Source organism: Acidilobus sp. 7A, from assembly GCF_003431325.1.
GTDB lineage: Archaea > Thermoproteota > Thermoprotei_A > Sulfolobales > Acidilobaceae > Acidilobus.
This window is the reverse complement of sequence record NZ_CP010515.1, coordinates 326528-342831: the sequence shown is the minus strand read 5'-3', so window position 1 is coordinate 342831 and position 16304 is coordinate 326528. Positions and strand designations below refer to the sequence as shown.

At 61.4% G+C, this 16304-nt stretch carries 14 protein-coding genes, 1 tRNA gene and 2 rRNA genes; 15 read left to right on the top strand and 2 right to left on the bottom strand.

Annotated features, from left to right (window positions below):
- The first annotated feature begins 90 nt into the window (after positions 1 to 90).
- The 7 genes from SE86_RS01690 to SE86_RS01665 all read left to right on the top strand — a co-directional run bounded on the left by SE86_RS01690 (position 91) and on the right by SE86_RS01665 (position 3780).
- A complete protein-coding gene (locus tag SE86_RS01690; RefSeq protein WP_117354019.1) occupies positions 91 to 339 on the top strand; it encodes a hypothetical protein in 249 nt (82 codons plus the stop codon).
- Positions 339 to 1076, top strand: a complete 738-nt coding sequence (locus SE86_RS01685) for a molybdenum cofactor biosynthesis protein MoaE (protein ID WP_117354018.1) — start codon at positions 339 to 341, stop codon at positions 1074 to 1076. The genes SE86_RS01690 and SE86_RS01685 overlap by 1 nt, the downstream gene beginning before the upstream one ends.
- Positions 1077 to 1251: 175 nt before the next feature.
- Positions 1252 to 1542, top strand: a complete 291-nt coding sequence (locus tag SE86_RS01680) for a 50S ribosomal protein L14e (protein WP_117354017.1) — start codon at positions 1252 to 1254, stop codon at positions 1540 to 1542.
- A gap of 15 nt (positions 1543 to 1557) precedes the next feature.
- Positions 1558 to 1863 (top strand): hypothetical protein, encoded by a 306-nt coding sequence (locus tag SE86_RS08095; protein ID WP_211096648.1) that lies wholly within the window; start codon positions 1558 to 1560, stop codon positions 1861 to 1863.
- 29 nt (positions 1864 to 1892) lie between these two features.
- Positions 1893 to 2627 (top strand): RNA-guided pseudouridylation complex pseudouridine synthase subunit Cbf5, encoded by a 735-nt coding sequence (locus SE86_RS01675; RefSeq protein ID WP_236747339.1) that lies wholly within the window; start codon positions 1893 to 1895, stop codon positions 2625 to 2627.
- A gap of 189 nt (positions 2628 to 2816) precedes the next feature.
- Positions 2817 to 2902: transfer RNA gene (locus SE86_RS01670), tRNA-Ser, on the top strand.
- A 92-nt stretch (positions 2903 to 2994) separates the two neighbouring features.
- A complete protein-coding gene (locus SE86_RS01665; protein WP_158543075.1) occupies positions 2995 to 3780 on the top strand; it encodes an enoyl-CoA hydratase/isomerase family protein in 786 nt (261 codons plus the stop codon).
- Here SE86_RS01665 and SE86_RS01660 read toward each other — a convergent pair.
- Entirely contained in the window at positions 3774 to 5084 is a 1311-nt protein-coding gene (locus tag SE86_RS01660) for an SLC13 family permease (RefSeq protein WP_117355038.1), read from the bottom strand. The two genes, SE86_RS01665 and SE86_RS01660, sit on opposite strands and share 7 nt — an antisense overlap.
- A 5-nt stretch (positions 5085 to 5089) precedes the next feature.
- Positions 5090 to 6295 (bottom strand): THUMP domain-containing protein, encoded by a 1206-nt coding sequence (locus SE86_RS01655; RefSeq protein WP_158543074.1) that lies wholly within the window; start codon positions 6293 to 6295, stop codon positions 5090 to 5092.
- Between the two features lie 182 nt (positions 6296 to 6477).
- Here SE86_RS01655 and SE86_RS01650 point away from each other — a divergent pair, with 182 nt between their 5' ends.
- From SE86_RS01650 to SE86_RS01615, 8 genes are all read left to right on the top strand, one after another.
- Complete coding sequence (locus SE86_RS01650; protein WP_117354014.1) at positions 6478 to 7194, top strand: metallophosphoesterase; 717 nt, start codon at positions 6478 to 6480, stop codon at positions 7192 to 7194.
- A gap of 36 nt (positions 7195 to 7230) precedes the next feature.
- Positions 7231 to 7662, top strand: a complete 432-nt coding sequence (locus SE86_RS01645; protein ID WP_211096647.1) for a hypothetical protein — start codon at positions 7231 to 7233, stop codon at positions 7660 to 7662.
- Positions 7663 to 9612, top strand: a complete 1950-nt coding sequence (gene rqcH, locus SE86_RS01640; protein WP_117354013.1) for a ribosome rescue protein RqcH — start codon at positions 7663 to 7665, stop codon at positions 9610 to 9612. It abuts the gene before it with no gap.
- 359 nt (positions 9613 to 9971) lie between these two features.
- Positions 9972 to 10181, top strand: a complete 210-nt coding sequence (locus SE86_RS01635) for a zinc finger domain-containing protein (RefSeq protein WP_117354012.1) — start codon at positions 9972 to 9974, stop codon at positions 10179 to 10181.
- A 10-nt stretch (positions 10182 to 10191) separates the two neighbouring features.
- Positions 10192 to 10467 carry an elongation factor 1-beta gene (locus SE86_RS01630; RefSeq protein WP_117355036.1) on the top strand — a complete coding sequence of 92 codons (276 nt, stop codon included), beginning with the start codon at positions 10192 to 10194 and terminating at the stop codon, positions 10465 to 10467.
- 4 nt (positions 10468 to 10471) lie between these two features.
- Positions 10472 to 11047: a hypothetical protein gene (locus SE86_RS01625; protein ID WP_117354011.1), complete on the top strand. Its 576-nt coding sequence runs from the start codon at positions 10472 to 10474 to the stop codon at positions 11045 to 11047.
- A gap of 367 nt (positions 11048 to 11414) precedes the next feature.
- Positions 11415 to 12911 (top strand): 16S ribosomal RNA (locus SE86_RS01620).
- Between the two features lie 189 nt (positions 12912 to 13100).
- Positions 13101 to 16180, top strand: a 23S ribosomal RNA gene (locus SE86_RS01615).
- Together the 16S and 23S rRNA genes form the textbook arrangement of a ribosomal RNA operon.
- Positions 16181 to 16304 lie beyond the last annotated feature (124 nt).

The following is a 16304-nucleotide window of genomic DNA, read 5'->3' as shown; positions in this document are numbered from 1 at the left end:
TCTACCATCTCTAGGCGTGGCGCAAACCTTCTACCTCTGGGCCGCCTGACCTTAAATAGAATGCGCGCCACGCTAGCCAGGGCTCCGTAGATGGCAAAGGAGGAGGTTCATACCTGCATTGTGTGCGGCAGGCCCTTCCACGAGGGCCAGGGCATTGTAATAAGGAGGGGCGACCTCGTGCTTGAGTTCCACAGCGCCCGCTGTGCCTCCAAGTTTCTAAGGCTCCTCGTTGAGAGGTCAGACGCTTCATGTGTAGAGGGGCCTATCAAACAAATCTCTAAAGAGCTTCGCGAGGCTGTCGAGAAGAGAAGGGAAGGCCGTTCAAAGGTGATAGCCTGATGAGGGTTAAAGTGAAGCTTTACTCCGTGTTGCGTGAGGCCATGGGAAGGGGCGAGCTGGAGCTGGAGCTGGAGGAAGGGGCTAGGGTGGCGGACCTGCTTGGGGCCCTCTCCTCGCTAGGGCTTGGCAAGCTCATGGGGGAGCTTAAGGGAGGGCTGCAGGTAGTGGTTGACGGTAAGGCCCTGTCGCTCTCGCAGGCCCTGCCAGCCGACGCCAGGGTGGTCCATGTCCTGCCGCCCTCCTCGGGCGGCGACGAGAGGGTCCTGGTAAGGGTGGCCAAGGGTAACGAGCCCGTTGACCTCTCCGAGCTCACAAAGTTCCTCTACGCGGGCGACCGCAAAGTCGGCGCTGTTGCCTTCTTCATCGGTGTAGTGAGGGGCATCAACATGGGTGAGGTGGTTAAAGAGCTTGACTATGAGCACTCGGAGGAACTCATGGAGCCTAAACTTAAGGAGCTGGCCTATGAAGCAATAAAGGAGTTCTCGCTTTCACGCGTCTGCGTCGTTCACTTCGTCGGCGTCAGGAACCCTGGTGAGCTCACAATGGTTGTTGGGGTCTCAGGGGAGTCGCGCAAGAACGTCTTCCCTGCTCTCGAGTGGCTGGTTGAACACGTGAAGCATGAGGCCCCAGTGTGGAAGAAGGAGGTTAGAGCAAGCGGCACGTACTTCATAGTTGGGGACCAGGAGATTAGGGAGACCGACCTGAGGCAGGCTGACTTAGCGACAAAGGTAAGCTAAGTTGCTCTGCTCATGTGCGGGTGGGAGGCACTTCTAGGCTCCAGCAGTCCAACCACACGTTAACAACGCGCGGAGGACTACAAGGTGTCGTAGAAGCCTAAGGCCTGGCTAGACCAACGATTAGCGGAACGGTTTTAAATCAAAGGCACTCCTCAGCCTCTCCGGGGACCTTAAGATGCCGGCCATAGAGGTTGGCAGGGTTTGCTATAAGACTAGGGGGCGTGAGGTTGGCAGGAAGTGTGTCATAGTTGACATAGTTGACGAGAATACAGTCCTGGTGACAGGCCCTAAGAGCCTGACCGGCGTCAGAAGGAGGAGGGTAAACATATCGCATATAGTGTCACTTGACAAGGTTGTGCAGATAAACAAGGGGGCCAGCGACGAGGAGGTAATGAAAGCCATAGAGGCCGCAGGGCTAGTAGACTTCATGAGGGAGCGCGTCAAGCTTGAGAAGGCCTTAGCCTGAGGCCGGTGTTGAGTTTTGAGCTCAGATGTAACAAGGCTTGGAAGGGAGTTTTTGAACTCTGTGAACGCCTTCTGCGGCCACAGCGCTGAGTGGCTTGAGAAGCTTCCCGAGGACACGTCGCCGGACTACGGGACGATCCCTACAGCAAGGCCATTGCCCCAACATATAAGCTACGGGGTGGTCAACATTGACAAGCCCCCAGGGCCCACAAGTCATGAGGTGACGGCATGGGTCAAGAGGATCCTGGGGGTGAAGAGGGCTGGGCACGGCGGGACCCTTGAGCCCAGCCCCATGGGGCTGGGCGGGGAGATCCCAAGGTAACGGGCGTCCTACCGATAGCGCTTGAAAACATGACGAAGATAATGGGCTCGGTCGTGCACTCGAGGAAGGTCTACATCTGCGTCATGCAACTTCATGGCGACGTCAGCGAGGACAGGCTCAGGGAGGTGGTGAAGGAGTTCACGGGACTGATATACCAGAGGCCCCCTGTGAGGAGCAACGTCAAGAGGGCCCTGAGGGTGAGGAACATATACTCCATGGAGCTCCTCGAGGCCCGGGGTCGGCTCGCCCTGCTCAGGGTGGAGTCGGACCCCGGCACATACATGAGGAAGCTATGCTGGGACATGGGACTTGTCCTCGGCATTGGGGCTCACATGAGGGAGCTCAGGAGGGTTAAGACGGGTCCCTTCGACGAGGACCACGGCCTCGTGACGCTTCAGCAGCTCTCCGAGGCGGTCTACAGGTTCAAGGTGGAGGGCAAGTGCGACTACCTCAGGAATGTCGTAATGCCAGGGGAGTTTGCCGTGTGCGAGCTACCTAAGGTGGTGCTCAGGGACAGCGCCGTTGAGAGCGTCGTGAACGGCGCACTGCTGGCCGTTCCAGGCATATCGCTGCTCACAAGCGACGTAAAGGCGGGTAGCCAGGTCGCGATGATGACCCTTAAGGGTGAGCTGGTAGGGCTTGGCGAGGCTGCGATGGGTGCTGACGAGATAATGAGGAGCGAGAAGGGGATAGCAGTTAAGCCTAAGCGCATTGTGATGCCACGCGGCGTCTACCCACGTATGTGGAAGTCTGGCAAGGCTTAGCGGCCGAAGCCGCCTTAACAATAACACGACAAGTCATTGATGTGTAGTCCTCAAGCTTTGCCTGGCAGCGCAAAAGCCTTCACCGATGTAGTTAAACTAAGTGAGAGCTCTAAAGCCATGTTATGCTCACTCAAGGCTTGGAACGACTGCGAATAGATTTAAGGCGCAAGCCTTACTATTTGCAGCGACGCCGGGGTGCCCGAGCGGCCCAAGGGGACGGGCTGGAGACCCGTTGCTCCACCAGGGGCGCGTGGGTTCAAATCCCACCCCCGGCGCGTCTAGCGCTTAGTGACCTCAGGCGACATAGCATCTCATGTGCAACAGCTCAAATACTTTCAGCAAGCCTATACGAAAAGCTGGGACTCAGATGCCCAGCTATGTATACGGGGAGCCCTATAAGGACCTGGCCTACAAGATTACCATAAGTAGGCCCGAGAAGCTCAACGCTATAAATGACGAGATGTGGGATGCGCTAGCTAAGGAGCTCGACCGTGGCTGCTCCACTGAACTCAAGTCAATACTTCTGACAGGCACCGAGAGCGCCTTCAGCTCAGGTGATGACATAGACGCTATGTACAGGCTTTACACGCCCGAGGAGGCGAAGGGCTTCTTTGAAAAGATATACAACGTGTTTACTGCCATGAGCAGCTGCCACAAGCCCATAGTATGTGCCGTTAAGGGCCTCGCAGCCGGAGGGGGCGCCGAGCTCCTGCTGGCCTGCGACATAGTAGTTGCAGCAGAGAACTCCTGGATAAGCTTCCCCGAGGTGGCCCTAGGCCTCATACCGCCCTTCCTGCTGGGCGTGGGCACAAGGGCCCTCGGCTACAGGAGGGCTAGGTACCTAGCTATGTCGGGCAGAAGGCTATCCGCGAGCGAGGCGGCAGTCCTCGGCATAGTTGACGAGGTGGTGCCTCAGTCGGACGTTGATCAGACCGTAGATGACATACTCAGCACGCTGGTCTCTTTCCCAGACGAGGCGCTTGAGTCAATAAAGAAGTTCACACAACGGGACATAGACGCTAAGGCCGTGAGGGAGGTCATTGACAGGCTGGCTGAGCTAGTACTGACGCGCGACGCTAAGGAAAGGATGGAGCTCTTCAAGTCGAGGAAGCTTAAGCCAGCCGCTGTGAGGGGCGAGCGCAAGGCTCAGTAGGGTGCTATGTGAAGCACTAGCGCCAGGGGAATAATGTAAGCCAAGTATATGATGACGTTTATCAGCGTCACCAGGCTCCCTATCTTCATAAACTTCCAGTAGCTCACGGAGACCCCGTACCTGGCTTCCGTGGTCTCCAGGATTATGACGTTAGAGGCGGCCCCCAGTATTGTGAGGTTTCCAGCTATAGTTGACGCCATGGCAAGGGTTAGCCACGCCAGGTAATTTGACGAGGCGAACCCTATGCTCTGCATGTAGATCATGAAGAGCTCCACAAACGGCACGTTGCTAAGGACCTGGCTCAGGACAAGTGAGGACGCCGTTATCCTGATAGCATCGTCAACGGTCCCACTGACAGCTGGCAGGAAAGCGTGCATGAGAGGCAGGAGGACGCCGGAGTCCCAGACGCCGGCCATAGCTATGAACATTACTATGAAAAAGAGTATAGTGCTCCAGTTTACCCTGCTTATCATATCCCTTGGGTTGCTCGAAAGAACGTATATTATTGCGGCAACCGTAAATGGTATAACTCCTATCTCAGTTAGCGCAGGCCTCCTGAGCAGCTCAAGGGCGTCATCAACTGCGAGGGCCGCTATTACTATGATTATAGCTGCTGCGGCAAGCATGGCATCCCTTCTGCTCTTTATCGCTTCCTCAGGCACTTTGTACAACGTAACCTTGCCGTGGCTGACGCCGTAGATCTTAGCAAGGATGTAGCCAGTCACAAGAAGGTTCACCACGGTCGGCACGCCAAGGTAGAGGAGGAAGGTGCTCAGAGGGGCCCTCACGCCAGATCCTATGGCTATAAGCATGTTCTGGGGATTACCAAGGGGGGTCATGGTAGAGCCTATAGTTATTGAAAAGGCCAGCACGAGTATGGCAAGCTCTGGGTCGATACCTATCACCTTTGCCATGGGCACTATAATCATTGAGCCCATGGCTGCCACCGCGTCGTTAACTGTAAGGGCTGCCATCAGGCCTAGGGCCGCGGTGAGGGCAACCACAAGCATAAGCCTATCATTAACCCTGTAGGCAATGGCGTAGGTAACGTACTCCAGCAGGCCGGACTCCTCTGCCAGGGCTCCGATGCTGAACATTCCTATAAGGAAAAGTATGACGTCCCAGTTAACGTAGCTCTCAACGTTGTTAGGCTTGACAAGGCCCCCAACTATCGCTATGAAGGCAGCCAGTGACATTATAGTCCATATAGGTACGTTGTGGAAGTACCTGGACCTAAATATGAGCCCCACTAAGATTACGAGTATTATGAGCCCTCCCAGGACCTCCCTCAAGGCGTAGTACATGGACCTCACCTGAGGCTTATGACCCCAAGGAGGTCAGCCTCGACGCACGTGGCCTCCTTGCCCAGCAGGCCGCTCAGGCTGGGCTCAGAGCCCCTTCCGCTCACGAGCTCCATAACATAGAGCTTCTCGTCAAGGGATATGAGGCACTCCACCAGGTCCCCAACTATGTTGCAGGCGGCCTCCCTCACGACGCCGCTCACAGTTCTTCCCATAACCTTTTGTCTGGCCTCCCTGCCCTTCAAGGACTCAGCCGCTAGCTTGACCTCAGCGGGCGAGGCGCCCTCGGCATAGATGACGCACCTGTAAACCCTGACCCTTCTAGATAGATCCTCATCAGCCACAGCGGCGGCGTCACCCTTGACTTCAAGTGAGGCGCCCTCTGATTCTATCACGGTGCCCTCAGGGGGCGCTGACCTGACCCGGGAGCCGCCGAGTAGGAATGTCACGGGTATACCAAGGCCGAGCGCCCTGACACCCCTCTCATCCCTCACAAGGCCTTTGATGCCAACCCTGGACGACTGTGTCATCTCCAGGAGCCTTGAAGTCAGGGGGTTAAGCGAGGGTTCGCGCGGGCTTAGGCTCAAGTCCCTCCTCAGCTTCCTGTATACTCCACTTATCATGAGCCTCCTGGGCTGAGGCTCAGCATCGCCGCTGGGGAAGCGCACCAGCACAACGACGTCAGGCCTAGCGAAGTCAACCCTAAGCCCGAGGGCCTGGGCCCTCTTGCCCACCTCTCTCTTGATCTCCGACTTTATGGACTCCCCAAGGGCCAGCTTGAACTCGGCCTTCAGCTTCTCCTCGCGCTGCACCACTTCCGGGTCAACAGAGGCCCCGACCAGAAATGTAGTCCCTCCCCACTCCCTCACGGCCCTCGCTACCTTCTCTGGCGTGCTCTCAAGGAACTCATCAAGCTTGTCGTTGCAGATGTAGCAGGCCCTCCTCTCAGGCCTAGAGCCGAAGAGTTGCTCATATAGCCCCTCAGCCGTCTGGCCCATGTTGGTCAGCACCTCCTTGGCGTAGCCTGGCGCCTGGCCCGCGAGGGCGGCCGCATGGATCCTCATAAGAATTGAGAGCTTCAGCGCCCTGCCCCTCTCGGCGTTGCTAAGGCCTCGCCCCAGGCCCGCGAAGAGCCTTCCAAGGCACCTATCGCACAGCGGGTACTTCGAGAGCACAGCCGTTGCCTGCTCCACGGGGTCAGCGACGCGCTCCAAGGCGCTCAACCTTAGAAGGGGGGCCTTGAGCGCGTTATTAACCAATGCGGGCCTCAGGAAGTCGTTTGACCTCACCGCTCGGGCTGCCCATCGCCCATCACAGGCCCTCCATTAGATGCCAGTACACGCAGTTATAACCACACAATAAAATTCCCTGAGCTAGCATTCAGCTGGGAGGGCCCTTGGAGCTGAGACTGCTGGCCTCGTCCGACATTCACTCGCCAGAGTACCTCAAGGAATTCACGGAGTCGCTCGCGGGCCTGGGGAAGAGCCCATGCCTCTTCCTCCTGGCGGGCGACATAGTCGACAGGGGCAACGTCGCCATGGCTGAGTCCGTGTTCAGAGCCATAGAGGAGAGGTTTAACGTTAAGATAGTTGCTACGTTTGGCAACGACGAGTTCCAGGACAGGTGGGACGAGCTGAGGAGAAGGTACCAGCAGGTGGACTGGCTCGTTGACGAGCTGAGAGTCTACACCTGCGGCAGCGTTAAAGTGGCGGTTGTGGGCACCCCTGGGGCCCTTGACAGGCCGACCAAGTGGCAGGAGGCTCACATTAAGGGAATAGAGGAGGTCTACAGGAGGAGAGTGGAGGTTGTCAGGGGCCTCATAAGGGAGGCCAAGAAGTCGGCTGACGTCACCGTGCTCCTCTCCCACTATGCCCTTGCAAGGGGCAACCTTAAGGGTGAGGATCCAAGGTTCTATGCGAACCTCTACAGCTCAAGGCTTGAGAGGGTCATAGCTGAGGAGAGGCCAACCATCGCCGTGCACGGCCACGCCCACAAGGGCTCAAGGTTCACCGTAGTCGCTGGAGTTCCTGTGTACAACGTGGCCTTTCCGCTTAACAGGGCCCCTGTCTGGGTCAGGGAGGTCAAGGCTGGCCTGGAGGCCTTCTTCAGCTAATTTAGCCCTGGCCGGGGACGCAGTAAAGGGGCTGTGATGGAACCTGCGACGAGGCGACCTGAAAGGGATGAGCGGGAAAAGCCGAGTGAGCCCCAGTGCAGGGTCAGGGTCTACGGCGGCTACAGCGCTATACTTACCGTCCTGAGCTACGTAAAGGAGGCTATATACAGGTATAATGAGGTGGCCTCAAGAAAGGGCTACTACCTTAAGCCCGTCCACAAGGTCTACAAGAGGCTAAACGGCGTCGTCAGGGTCTATGAGTACTACGGCAGGTACTGGTGGAGGAAGGGGGAGAGGAGGTTGATATATGCAGGTCACGAGAGGCCCAGGGGGCTGCCGGAGCCGCCCAGTAACCCGCTTGAGGGGCTCTCGGTGATAAGGGAGGGCGAAGACATTATAATAGACTGCTCCCTCTACGATGACTTTAGCTGGCTCTTCAAGGGCCTCAGGTCAGAGAGGGTGGCCTAGTTGGCCAGGAAGTCAATGAGCTCCCTTGACGTGATGGCCTGGGTCACGGCGAACGCCGGCCAGCTCAGGGGGCAGAGGGTCGATAACGTGTATCAGGACGACGCGCTGGCCCTAAGGGTTAGGGTGCCCCACGGCGACTTCCTCGTCATGCAGCCCGCCGTGAGGGTTCACCTGAGCTCAAGGTATCAGCCAGGCAGGGAGCTGGGCCCCCTGGCCAAAGCCATGAGGGAGTCGATAAGGGACCTGAGGATAGCTGAGGTTAAGCAGGTAGGCTTTGATAGGCTCGTGGAGCTAGCTTTCGAGGACGGTCACAGGGTTATCGCGGAGCTCCTGCCAAGGGGCATCGTAGCTCTTGTCTCGCCGGACGGCAAGGTGATCTCGGCCTCCTCATACTTTGAGGCCAAGGACAGGAGCGTCAAGAGGGGCCTCCAGTACTCATACCCGCCCCTGAGGTCCGAGAACCCCTTCACGCTTAACCCTGAGGAGCTTGGGATGAGAATAAGGGCTTCAGGCGCTAAGGACCTGGTAAGGTCCCTCGTGCTCTCCCTGGGGGTCCCAGGCGAGGCCGCGGAGGAGGCCGTCTTCAGGGCCGGGCTCAGGGCTGACGTGAGCCCCCAGTCGCTGGGGTCCCAGGACCTGGCGGGACTTACGGGCGCTCTAAGGACGATACTTGACGAGTCGCTTCAGGGGAGGGGCTACGTTTACATAGGCCCTGACGGGGCCCCTGCACAGGCGACGCCGTTCAGGGTGACATCAGCTACGGGCATGAGGGAGCAGGCCTTCAACAGCTTCGACGAGGCGCTGGACCTGTACTTCAGTCTTTCAGCGCCGAGGAGGCCAAGCCCCCTTGAGGCCGAGAGGGCCAAGCTGATGAGCAGCCTTGAGAGGGCCAGGAGGGAGGCGGAGGACTACCTTAAGCAGGCCGAGCTCCTCGAGGCGCAGGCAAATGCCATAGCTTCGACATATCATGACGTCGCGGGCGCCCTCAGGTGCATAAGGGAGGGAGGGGAGGGCTGCGGCGCCAAGGAGGTCAACAGGAGGCAGGGGTACGCGGTATTTGAGCTCTCGGGCATTGACGTCAAGGTCTACCTCTACGAGAGCGTGGACGACGCCATAAAGAGGCTCTACCGCGAGGCGGGCGAGCTGAGGGCCAAGGCCGAGAGGGCCCAGAGGTCGGAGGTTGACATAGAGGCCAGGCTGAAGGAGTTGGAGCGCCAGCTCGCCCTCCAGGAGCTGAGGGCTAAGGCTAGGGGCAGGCGGAGGGCCTGGTACGAGAGGTACCACTGGCTTGTAACGTCATCAGGCCTACTTGCGGTTGGGGGGAGGGACGCAGACCAAAACGAGAGCCTTGTTAGGAGAATGCTGGGACCCAATGATGTTTTCCTCCATGCCGACGTTCACGGGGCCCCTGCAGTGGTGCTCATGACTGGCCCCGGGGGCAAGTTCACTGAGCAGGACGTTGAGGAGGCCGCGACGCTCACGGCAGCCTACAGCAGGGCCTGGAAGGAGGGCATGGCTAGCGTCAGCGTCTACTGGGCCTACGGCTCCCAGGTGTCGAAGAGCCCGCCCTCGGGCGAGTACCTGACGAAGGGCTCCTTCATGGTCTACGGCAAGAAGAACTACCTGAGGCCCCTCAAGGTCGAGGTATATCTTGGGGTGGCCCTAGATGAGGAGGGGCTCCCGGTGGTTATAGTTGGGCCTGAGAGCGTTGTGGCCCCCCAGGCGGTGGCATACCTCAGGGTGACGCCAGGCAATGGGAAGGTTGAGGACGTTGCCAAGGAAATAGTTGAGGAGCTTTCAAGGGTTGCCAAGGACGTTGAGATAGTCGGCGCGGTTGACCCCTCGGAGGTGGCCCTCAGGCTGCCCGGCAGGGCCTCTGTATCGCGCGCTAGGAGAGGCCTAGCCCAGGGGCTCATGAGGCCTAGGTGGCCATCAGGGGGCGAGGGCTAAGGGCTTCCTTCATAGCCGACGGAGCAGGCGCTGGCAGGTAGCGCCAGGGGTTCAGCTCCTACACGGGTTCATCGTTTTACAGTAATCGCCTCACCCCCTGTTCCCCGCGCCCCGCTCGGGGCCCTCATAGGGCCTGGGGCGCTCAGGGTTACCTGGGGCCCCACGCCCTGAGTAGCCCTGGGGGCTGGCGGCTCTTCACCCCTCAAGGGGACCTCGCCGATAGACATGATGATATATTGAGCCCTAAAAACTATGTGAAACTCTAAACAGCTGCGGAAGGCGCCACGCTAAGCCTTCGGGAAGGCCGTAGGCAGGCTTAAAATACCTGGGAGCGTCCACGGACTGGCGGGAGTAAGGATATGTCGGTATCGCTCGTGAGAAAGATAGACATGCTTGACACCGTTCAGCCCCCAGTCTGCGTGAGCTGCGGCAGGATAATTCACCCCAAGGAGAAGGCCGTGGCCTTCTACTGCCCCAACTGCGGCAAGGCCCTCCTCTGGCGCTGCGCCAAGTGCAGGAAGCAGGGCACTCCGTACAGGTGCCCCAACTGCGGCTTCGTTGGGCCATGAGGTGGACAGAATGGCAAGGGTCGCCGTGCTGGTGAGCGTTACGCCCTCCTCGGTGGACGTCAACCTCAGTGACCTCCTTAACAGGATAAAGGGCTCGCTGCCGCAGGGCTACGAGGTCCTCAACTCGGGCGAGGAGCCCATAGCCTTCGGCCTCAAGGCCCTGAAACTTATAATAGCGATGCCTGAGGACGTGGAGGGAGGCACTGAGACCCTCGAGGAGTTCCTGAGGTCTGTGCCTGACGTGGAGGACGTGCAGGTGGAGGCAGTGACCAGGATGAGCGAGTGAGGCCTTGAGGGCACTCGAAGTCATCCTGACCAGCTTTGCTGTCGCCCTCGTGTTTAACCTGGTACCCCTTGGCGCCCCTCCCTACGTCACTGTCGTCATCCTAGAGGTCAAGTACGGCGGCCTCGGCTTCTGGCCGCCAGTCATAGCCGCGTCCCTCGGCGCAGCAGCAGCCAAGCTGGTCATGTACTACCTCGGCATCGGCCTCAAGGGGGTCCTGAGGAGGAACAGGAACGTGAGGTTCCTCTCAAGGTACGCTAACTCCAGCTGGGCCTACCTGTTTGCCTTCGTGGCAGCGATAGTGCCCGTGCTGCCGCTTGACGACTTCGTCTACATGGTTGGAGGCGCCTCAGGCATGAGGGCTAAACTGATGGGCCTCATGGCAGCCGCAGCGAAGCTGATAAAGACTGTCATGGAGGTCTACATACTCAATGTTACCATTGGCTTCATATCGTCAGCCCTCAGGCTGTCAGAGTTCGCTCTCATAGCTGCCGTCAGCGTCGCTGGCGTCGTGGCTGGGCTCCTGGTCTTCGCCCTTGACTGGGAGGCCCTTGCCAGGAGGCTCGGGCTTCTGAGGGCCTAGGCTCCGTCAGCCCTAAAAGGCCTGGCCGCCAACGTAGAGGTGGCCCCGCAGCTGCTCGCCCGGCGGCGCTGGGCTAACGGGGAGTCGTCGCTCCCAGCATGAGGCCCGGCCTCTGGCTGCGGGGACACCGGGCGTGCAAGGCATTGCAATATATTCCTGTCGCGAGGTGTCAGCTACTCGTAAACGTTATTAACCCTGGCACAGAAAGAAGAGATTACGGCCCCGAGCAGGGGCCTAGGACGCTGAGTAAATGGGGGCCTAAGCAAACCCTGGAAGTGGTACTCCAGGGACGCTTAGGTCTGACAGGGGCCCGTGGGCCACGTAACGGCAGGTGTGCCCAACCGCCTCAGCCGCGCCTTGCGGCTGAACTCCGGTTGATCCTGCCGGACCCGACTGCTATCGGGGTGAGGCTAAGCCATGGGAGTCGCGCGCCCAGCCGCCGCTGGGCGCGGCGCACGGCTGAGTAACATGTAGCTAACCTACCCTCGGGAGGGGGACAACCCCGGGAAACTGGGGCTAATCCCCCATAGGCAAGGGGGCCTGGAAGGGTCTCTTGCCGAAAGGGACCTCAGGGGGTTATCGCCTGGGGTCCGCCCGAGGATGGGGCTGCACCCCATCATGGTAGTTGGCGGGGTAATGACCCGCCAAGCCGACGACGGGTAGGGGCCGTGGGAGCGGGAGCCCCCAGATGGGCCCTGAGACAAGGGCCCAGGCCCTACGGGGCGCACCAGGCGCGAAACCTCCGCAATGCGGGAAACCGTGACGGGGTCACCCCGAGTGCCCCCGTAAGGGGGCTTTTCCCCGCTGCAAGGAGGCGGGGGAATAAGCGGGGGGCAAGTCTGGTGTCAGCCGCCGCGGTAATACCAGCCCCGCGAGTGGTCGGGACGTCTACTGGGCCTAAAGCGCCCGTAGCCGGCCCCGTAAGTCCCTCCTGAAAGCCCTGGGCTCAACCCAGGGAGTGGGGGGGATACTGCGGGGCTAGGGGGCGGGAAAGGCCGGGGGTACCCCAGGGGTAGGGGCGAAATCCGATAATCCCTGGGGGACCACCAGTGGCGAAAGCGCCCGGCTGGAACGCGCCCGACGGTGAGGGGCGAAAGCCGGGGGAGCGAACCGGATTAGATACCCGGGTAGTCCCGGCTGTAAACGATGCGGGCTAGGTGTCGGGCGGGCGTTAGAGCCCGCCCGGTGCCGCAGGGAAGCCGTTAAGCCCGCCGCCTGGGGAGTACGGCCGCAAGGCTGAAACTTTAAGGAATTGGCGGGGGGGCACACAAGGGGTGGAGCCTGCGGCTCAATTGGAGTCAACGCCGGGAACCTCACCGGGGGCGACAGCAGGATGACGGCCAGGCTAATGACCTTGCCTGACGCGCTGAGGGGAGGTGCATGGCCGTCGCCAGCTCGTGCTGTGAAGTGTCCTGTTAAGTCAGGCAACGAGCGAGACCCCCGCCCCTAGTTGCGACCCTGCGGGCGACCGTGGGGGCACACTAGGGGGACTGCCGCCGCTAAGGCGGAGGAAGGAGGGGGCCACGGCAGGTCAGCATGCCCCTAAACCCCCGGGCTGCACGCGGGCTACAATGGCGGGGACAGCGGGATCCGACCCCGAAAGGGGGAGGCAATCCCTGAAACCCCGCCGTAGTCGGGATTGGGGGCTGAAACTCGCCCCCATGAACCTGGAATCCCTAGTAACCGCGCGTCAACATCGCGCGGTGAATACGTCCCTGCCCCTTGTACACACTGCCCGTCGCTCCACCCGAGAGGGGGAGGGGTGAGGCCCTCTCCCTCGGGAGGGGGTCGAACCTCTCCCCCTCGAGGGGGGAGAAGTCGTAACAAGGTAGCCGTAGGGGAACCTGCGGCTGGATCACCTCTCGACGGCAGTTGGGCGCCCTGTCGCGTGAAAGCCCACGGACCCCTTGACGCCGATGCAGCTCACAAGCTAAGCTTGTGAGCGAAGGGCGCTAGGGCCTCTGAGCTGAGGCCCAATGAGCGCCGCCCACCCGATGGGGCCAGCGCCCAGATCTGGGCCTGGCCCCACCAGGGGCACCTGACTTATCCCTGGCCCTTGCGGCGCCGTAGCCGTCCGGTGGATGGCTCGGCTCGGGCGCCGAGGAAGGGCGCGGCAAGCAGCGAAATGCCCGGGGTAGGCGCATGCAGCCGCTGAACCCGGGATCCCCGAATGGGACCTCCTGCGCAGGGCGAACAGCCCTGCGCGCCCCGTAAGGGGCGGGAACGCCCCGAACGGAAACATCTTAGTAGGGGCAGGAAGAGAAATCAATCGAGATCCCCTGAGTAGGGGCGACCGAAAGGGGGAGAGCCCAATCCAATTCCCTGCGGGACAACCGTAGGGAGATGAGGGGTCGCTGCCTTCGCGGCGGGGGGCAACCCCAGCGGGCCGGGCCGCGGTAGCCGAAGAGGCCTGGAAAGGCCCGCCGTAGAGGGTGATAGCCCCGTAGGCGAAACCGCGGTGGCCCGCGCCGCGAAGGAGAGTACCACGGCTTGGTTGTGCCGTGGGAAGGTGGGGGTCACCGACCTCCAAGGCTAAACACGTCCCGAGACCGATAGCGAACTAAGTACCGTGAGGGAAAGCTGAAAAGGACCCCGAGTAGGGGGGCGAAAAGAGCCTGAAACCGGGCGGCGATAAAGGGCGTGGCCCTAAAGGGGTGAGGCCCCCGAAGGAAACTCGGGTGACCGAGGAGTACGAGGGGCGCTGACCGGGGTCACGCCTCCCGTCTTGAAACACGGGCCGGGGAGTTCACGGTCGTGGCGAGCCTAAGGGGGTCAGCCCCGAAGGCGCAGGGAAACCGAAAGGCCCGCAGCCGGCGAAAGCCGGCGAGGGGCTGGGTCCTAACAGGGCCCGGAGTCACGGCCGTGAGGCCCGAAACCGGGCGATCTAGGCGGGGGCAGGCCGAAGCGGAGGGCTAACCTCCGTGGAGGGCCGAAGGGGTTCTGACGTGCAACTCGTTCCCATGACCCCCGCCTAGGGGTGAAAGGCCAATCTAGCCCGGTGATAGCTGGTTCCCGCCGAAGTGGGCCGGAGCCCAGCCTCGCCTGAGGCTGGCCGTGGGGTAGAGTTACTGATTGGGTTGACCAGGAGGGGAAACCCTCCGGCACCCAGTCAAACTCCGAACCTGCGGCCGCCGAAGACGGCGGGAGTGGGGCTCCCCGGCGTAAGGCTGGGGGCCGAGGGGGGAACAACCCAGACCGAGGTTAAGGCCCCAAAGTGCCGGCTAAGTGCCATTCGAAGGGCGTCCCTCGCCTAAGACAGCGGGGAGGTGGGCCCAACAGCAGCCATCCTCTAAGGAGTGCGTAACAGCTCACCCGCCGAGGCGGGGGGCCCCAAAGATTGGTCGGGGCTAAGCCGGCCGCCGAGACCTCGGGCCGCCTCCGGGATGGGGGCGTGCGGTAGGCGGGCGTCGGGGTGGCGCAGAAGCGGGGCCGTGAGGTCCCGTGGAGCCGCTCCGAGTGCTGATCCCGGCAGTAGTAGCAGCGAAGCGGGGTGAGAATCCCCGCCGCCGGAAGGGCCAGGGTTCCCCGGCAACGTTCGTCAGCCGGGGGTTAGCCGGTCCTAACTGGGCCCTTAACCGGTGCCCGGGAAGGGGAAACGGGTTAACATTCCCGTGCCGTGGGGGTACGCTTCGGGGTAACCCAAGGCCTGGCTCCCGACGCCTCGGGGTAGGCGGACTGGGGGCCTCCGTTCGGGGGCGACCCAGCTAACTGCCCGAAGGCCGTGGAGTGCCGTAACGGCGAGAAGCGGCTGAAGGGGGGAATGGCCCGCCTTTGGCGGGTTCCGCCGAGCCCTGGGGCCCTTGAAAAGGGAGCCAGGAAGGATCCCCCACGCCCGTACCGAGAACCGACACAGGTGCCCCTGGGTGAGGAGCCCAAGGCGTCGGGGGGTCAACCCAGGCCAGGGAACTCGGCAAACTGGCCCCGTAACTTCGGGAGAAGGGGTGCCTGCGGTCCTCGGCAAAAACCGGGGTCCGCAGGTCGCAGTGACAAGGGGGACCTGACTGTTTAACAAAAACATAGCTCCCCGCTAGCCCGAAAGGGTGTGTACGGGGGGTGAATCCTGGCCACTGGTGGTACGTGAAACCCGGGTTCAACCGGGCGAAGCGCCACTGAAGGCCGGGGGTAACCCTGACCCTCTTAAGGTAGCCAAATGCCTTGTCGGGTAAGTTCCGACGCGCATGAACGGATCAACGAGGTCCCCGCTGTCCCGGCCTGGGGCCCCGCGAACCTACTGGGTGGGTGCACAGCCCCACATCCCCCCGCAGGGCGAGAAGACCCCGTGGAGCTTCACCGCAGCCTGCCGTTGACCCTCGGGCGGGGGCGCGTAGCGTAGGTGGGAGCCGGTGAGCGGCCTCTTTCGGGAGGCCGCGAGGCGTCAATGAAACACCACCCACCCCTGCCTGAGGGTCTAACCTGGCGCAAGCCAGGGACAGCGGTAGGTGGGCGGTTCGGCTGGGGCGGCACGCCCGCGAAAAGGTAACACGGGCGCCCAAAGGTCGGCTCAGGCGGGTCAGAAACCCGCCGTAGAGCGCAAGGGCAAAAGCCGGCCTGACCGGGCCCTTAACTGCATGGGGCCCGGACGGGAAACCGCGGCCTAGCGCACGCTCGTGCCCCCTTCGGTGGGGGCCGGGCACGACGGAAAAGTTACCCCGGGGATAACAGAGTCGTCGCGGGCGAGAGCTCCTATCGACCCCGCGGTTTGCTACATCGATGTCGGCTTTTCCCATCCTGGGGGTGCAGCAGCCCCCAAGGGTGGGGCTGCCCGCCCATTAAAGGGGAACGTGAGCTGGGTTCAGACCGTCGTGAGACAGGTTGGGCTCTACCCGCGGGGGGTGCTGGCCGCCTGAGGGGAAGGTGCCCTCAGTACGAGAGGAACGGGGCGCCGCGGCCTCTAGTTTACCGGCTGTCCTGGTGGGCAAGCCGGGCAGCCACGCCGTAAGGGGTTACCGCTGAAAGCATCTAAGCGGGAACCCCACCCCAAAAATAGGCGGCCGCTCGTCCTTCCCGGCTCTGCCGGGAGGGCGACGAGGGCTCCCGTAGAAGACGGGGTTGATGGGGCGGGGGTGTAAGCCGCGAGGGCGCAAGCCCGAGCGGTTCAGCCCGCCGCTCCCAATCGCCCGAGGCCCAGGGGCTAGGGATAAGGCAGACCTTTGGTGGGGCTGGGCTCAGAGGGTTCAGCCGGCCTTATCGGGTGGGCGGCGCTCATGCTTGTCCTTGCTTTTTCCTCGTTCAGCTCAGACCGGTTATGTTAACTGAG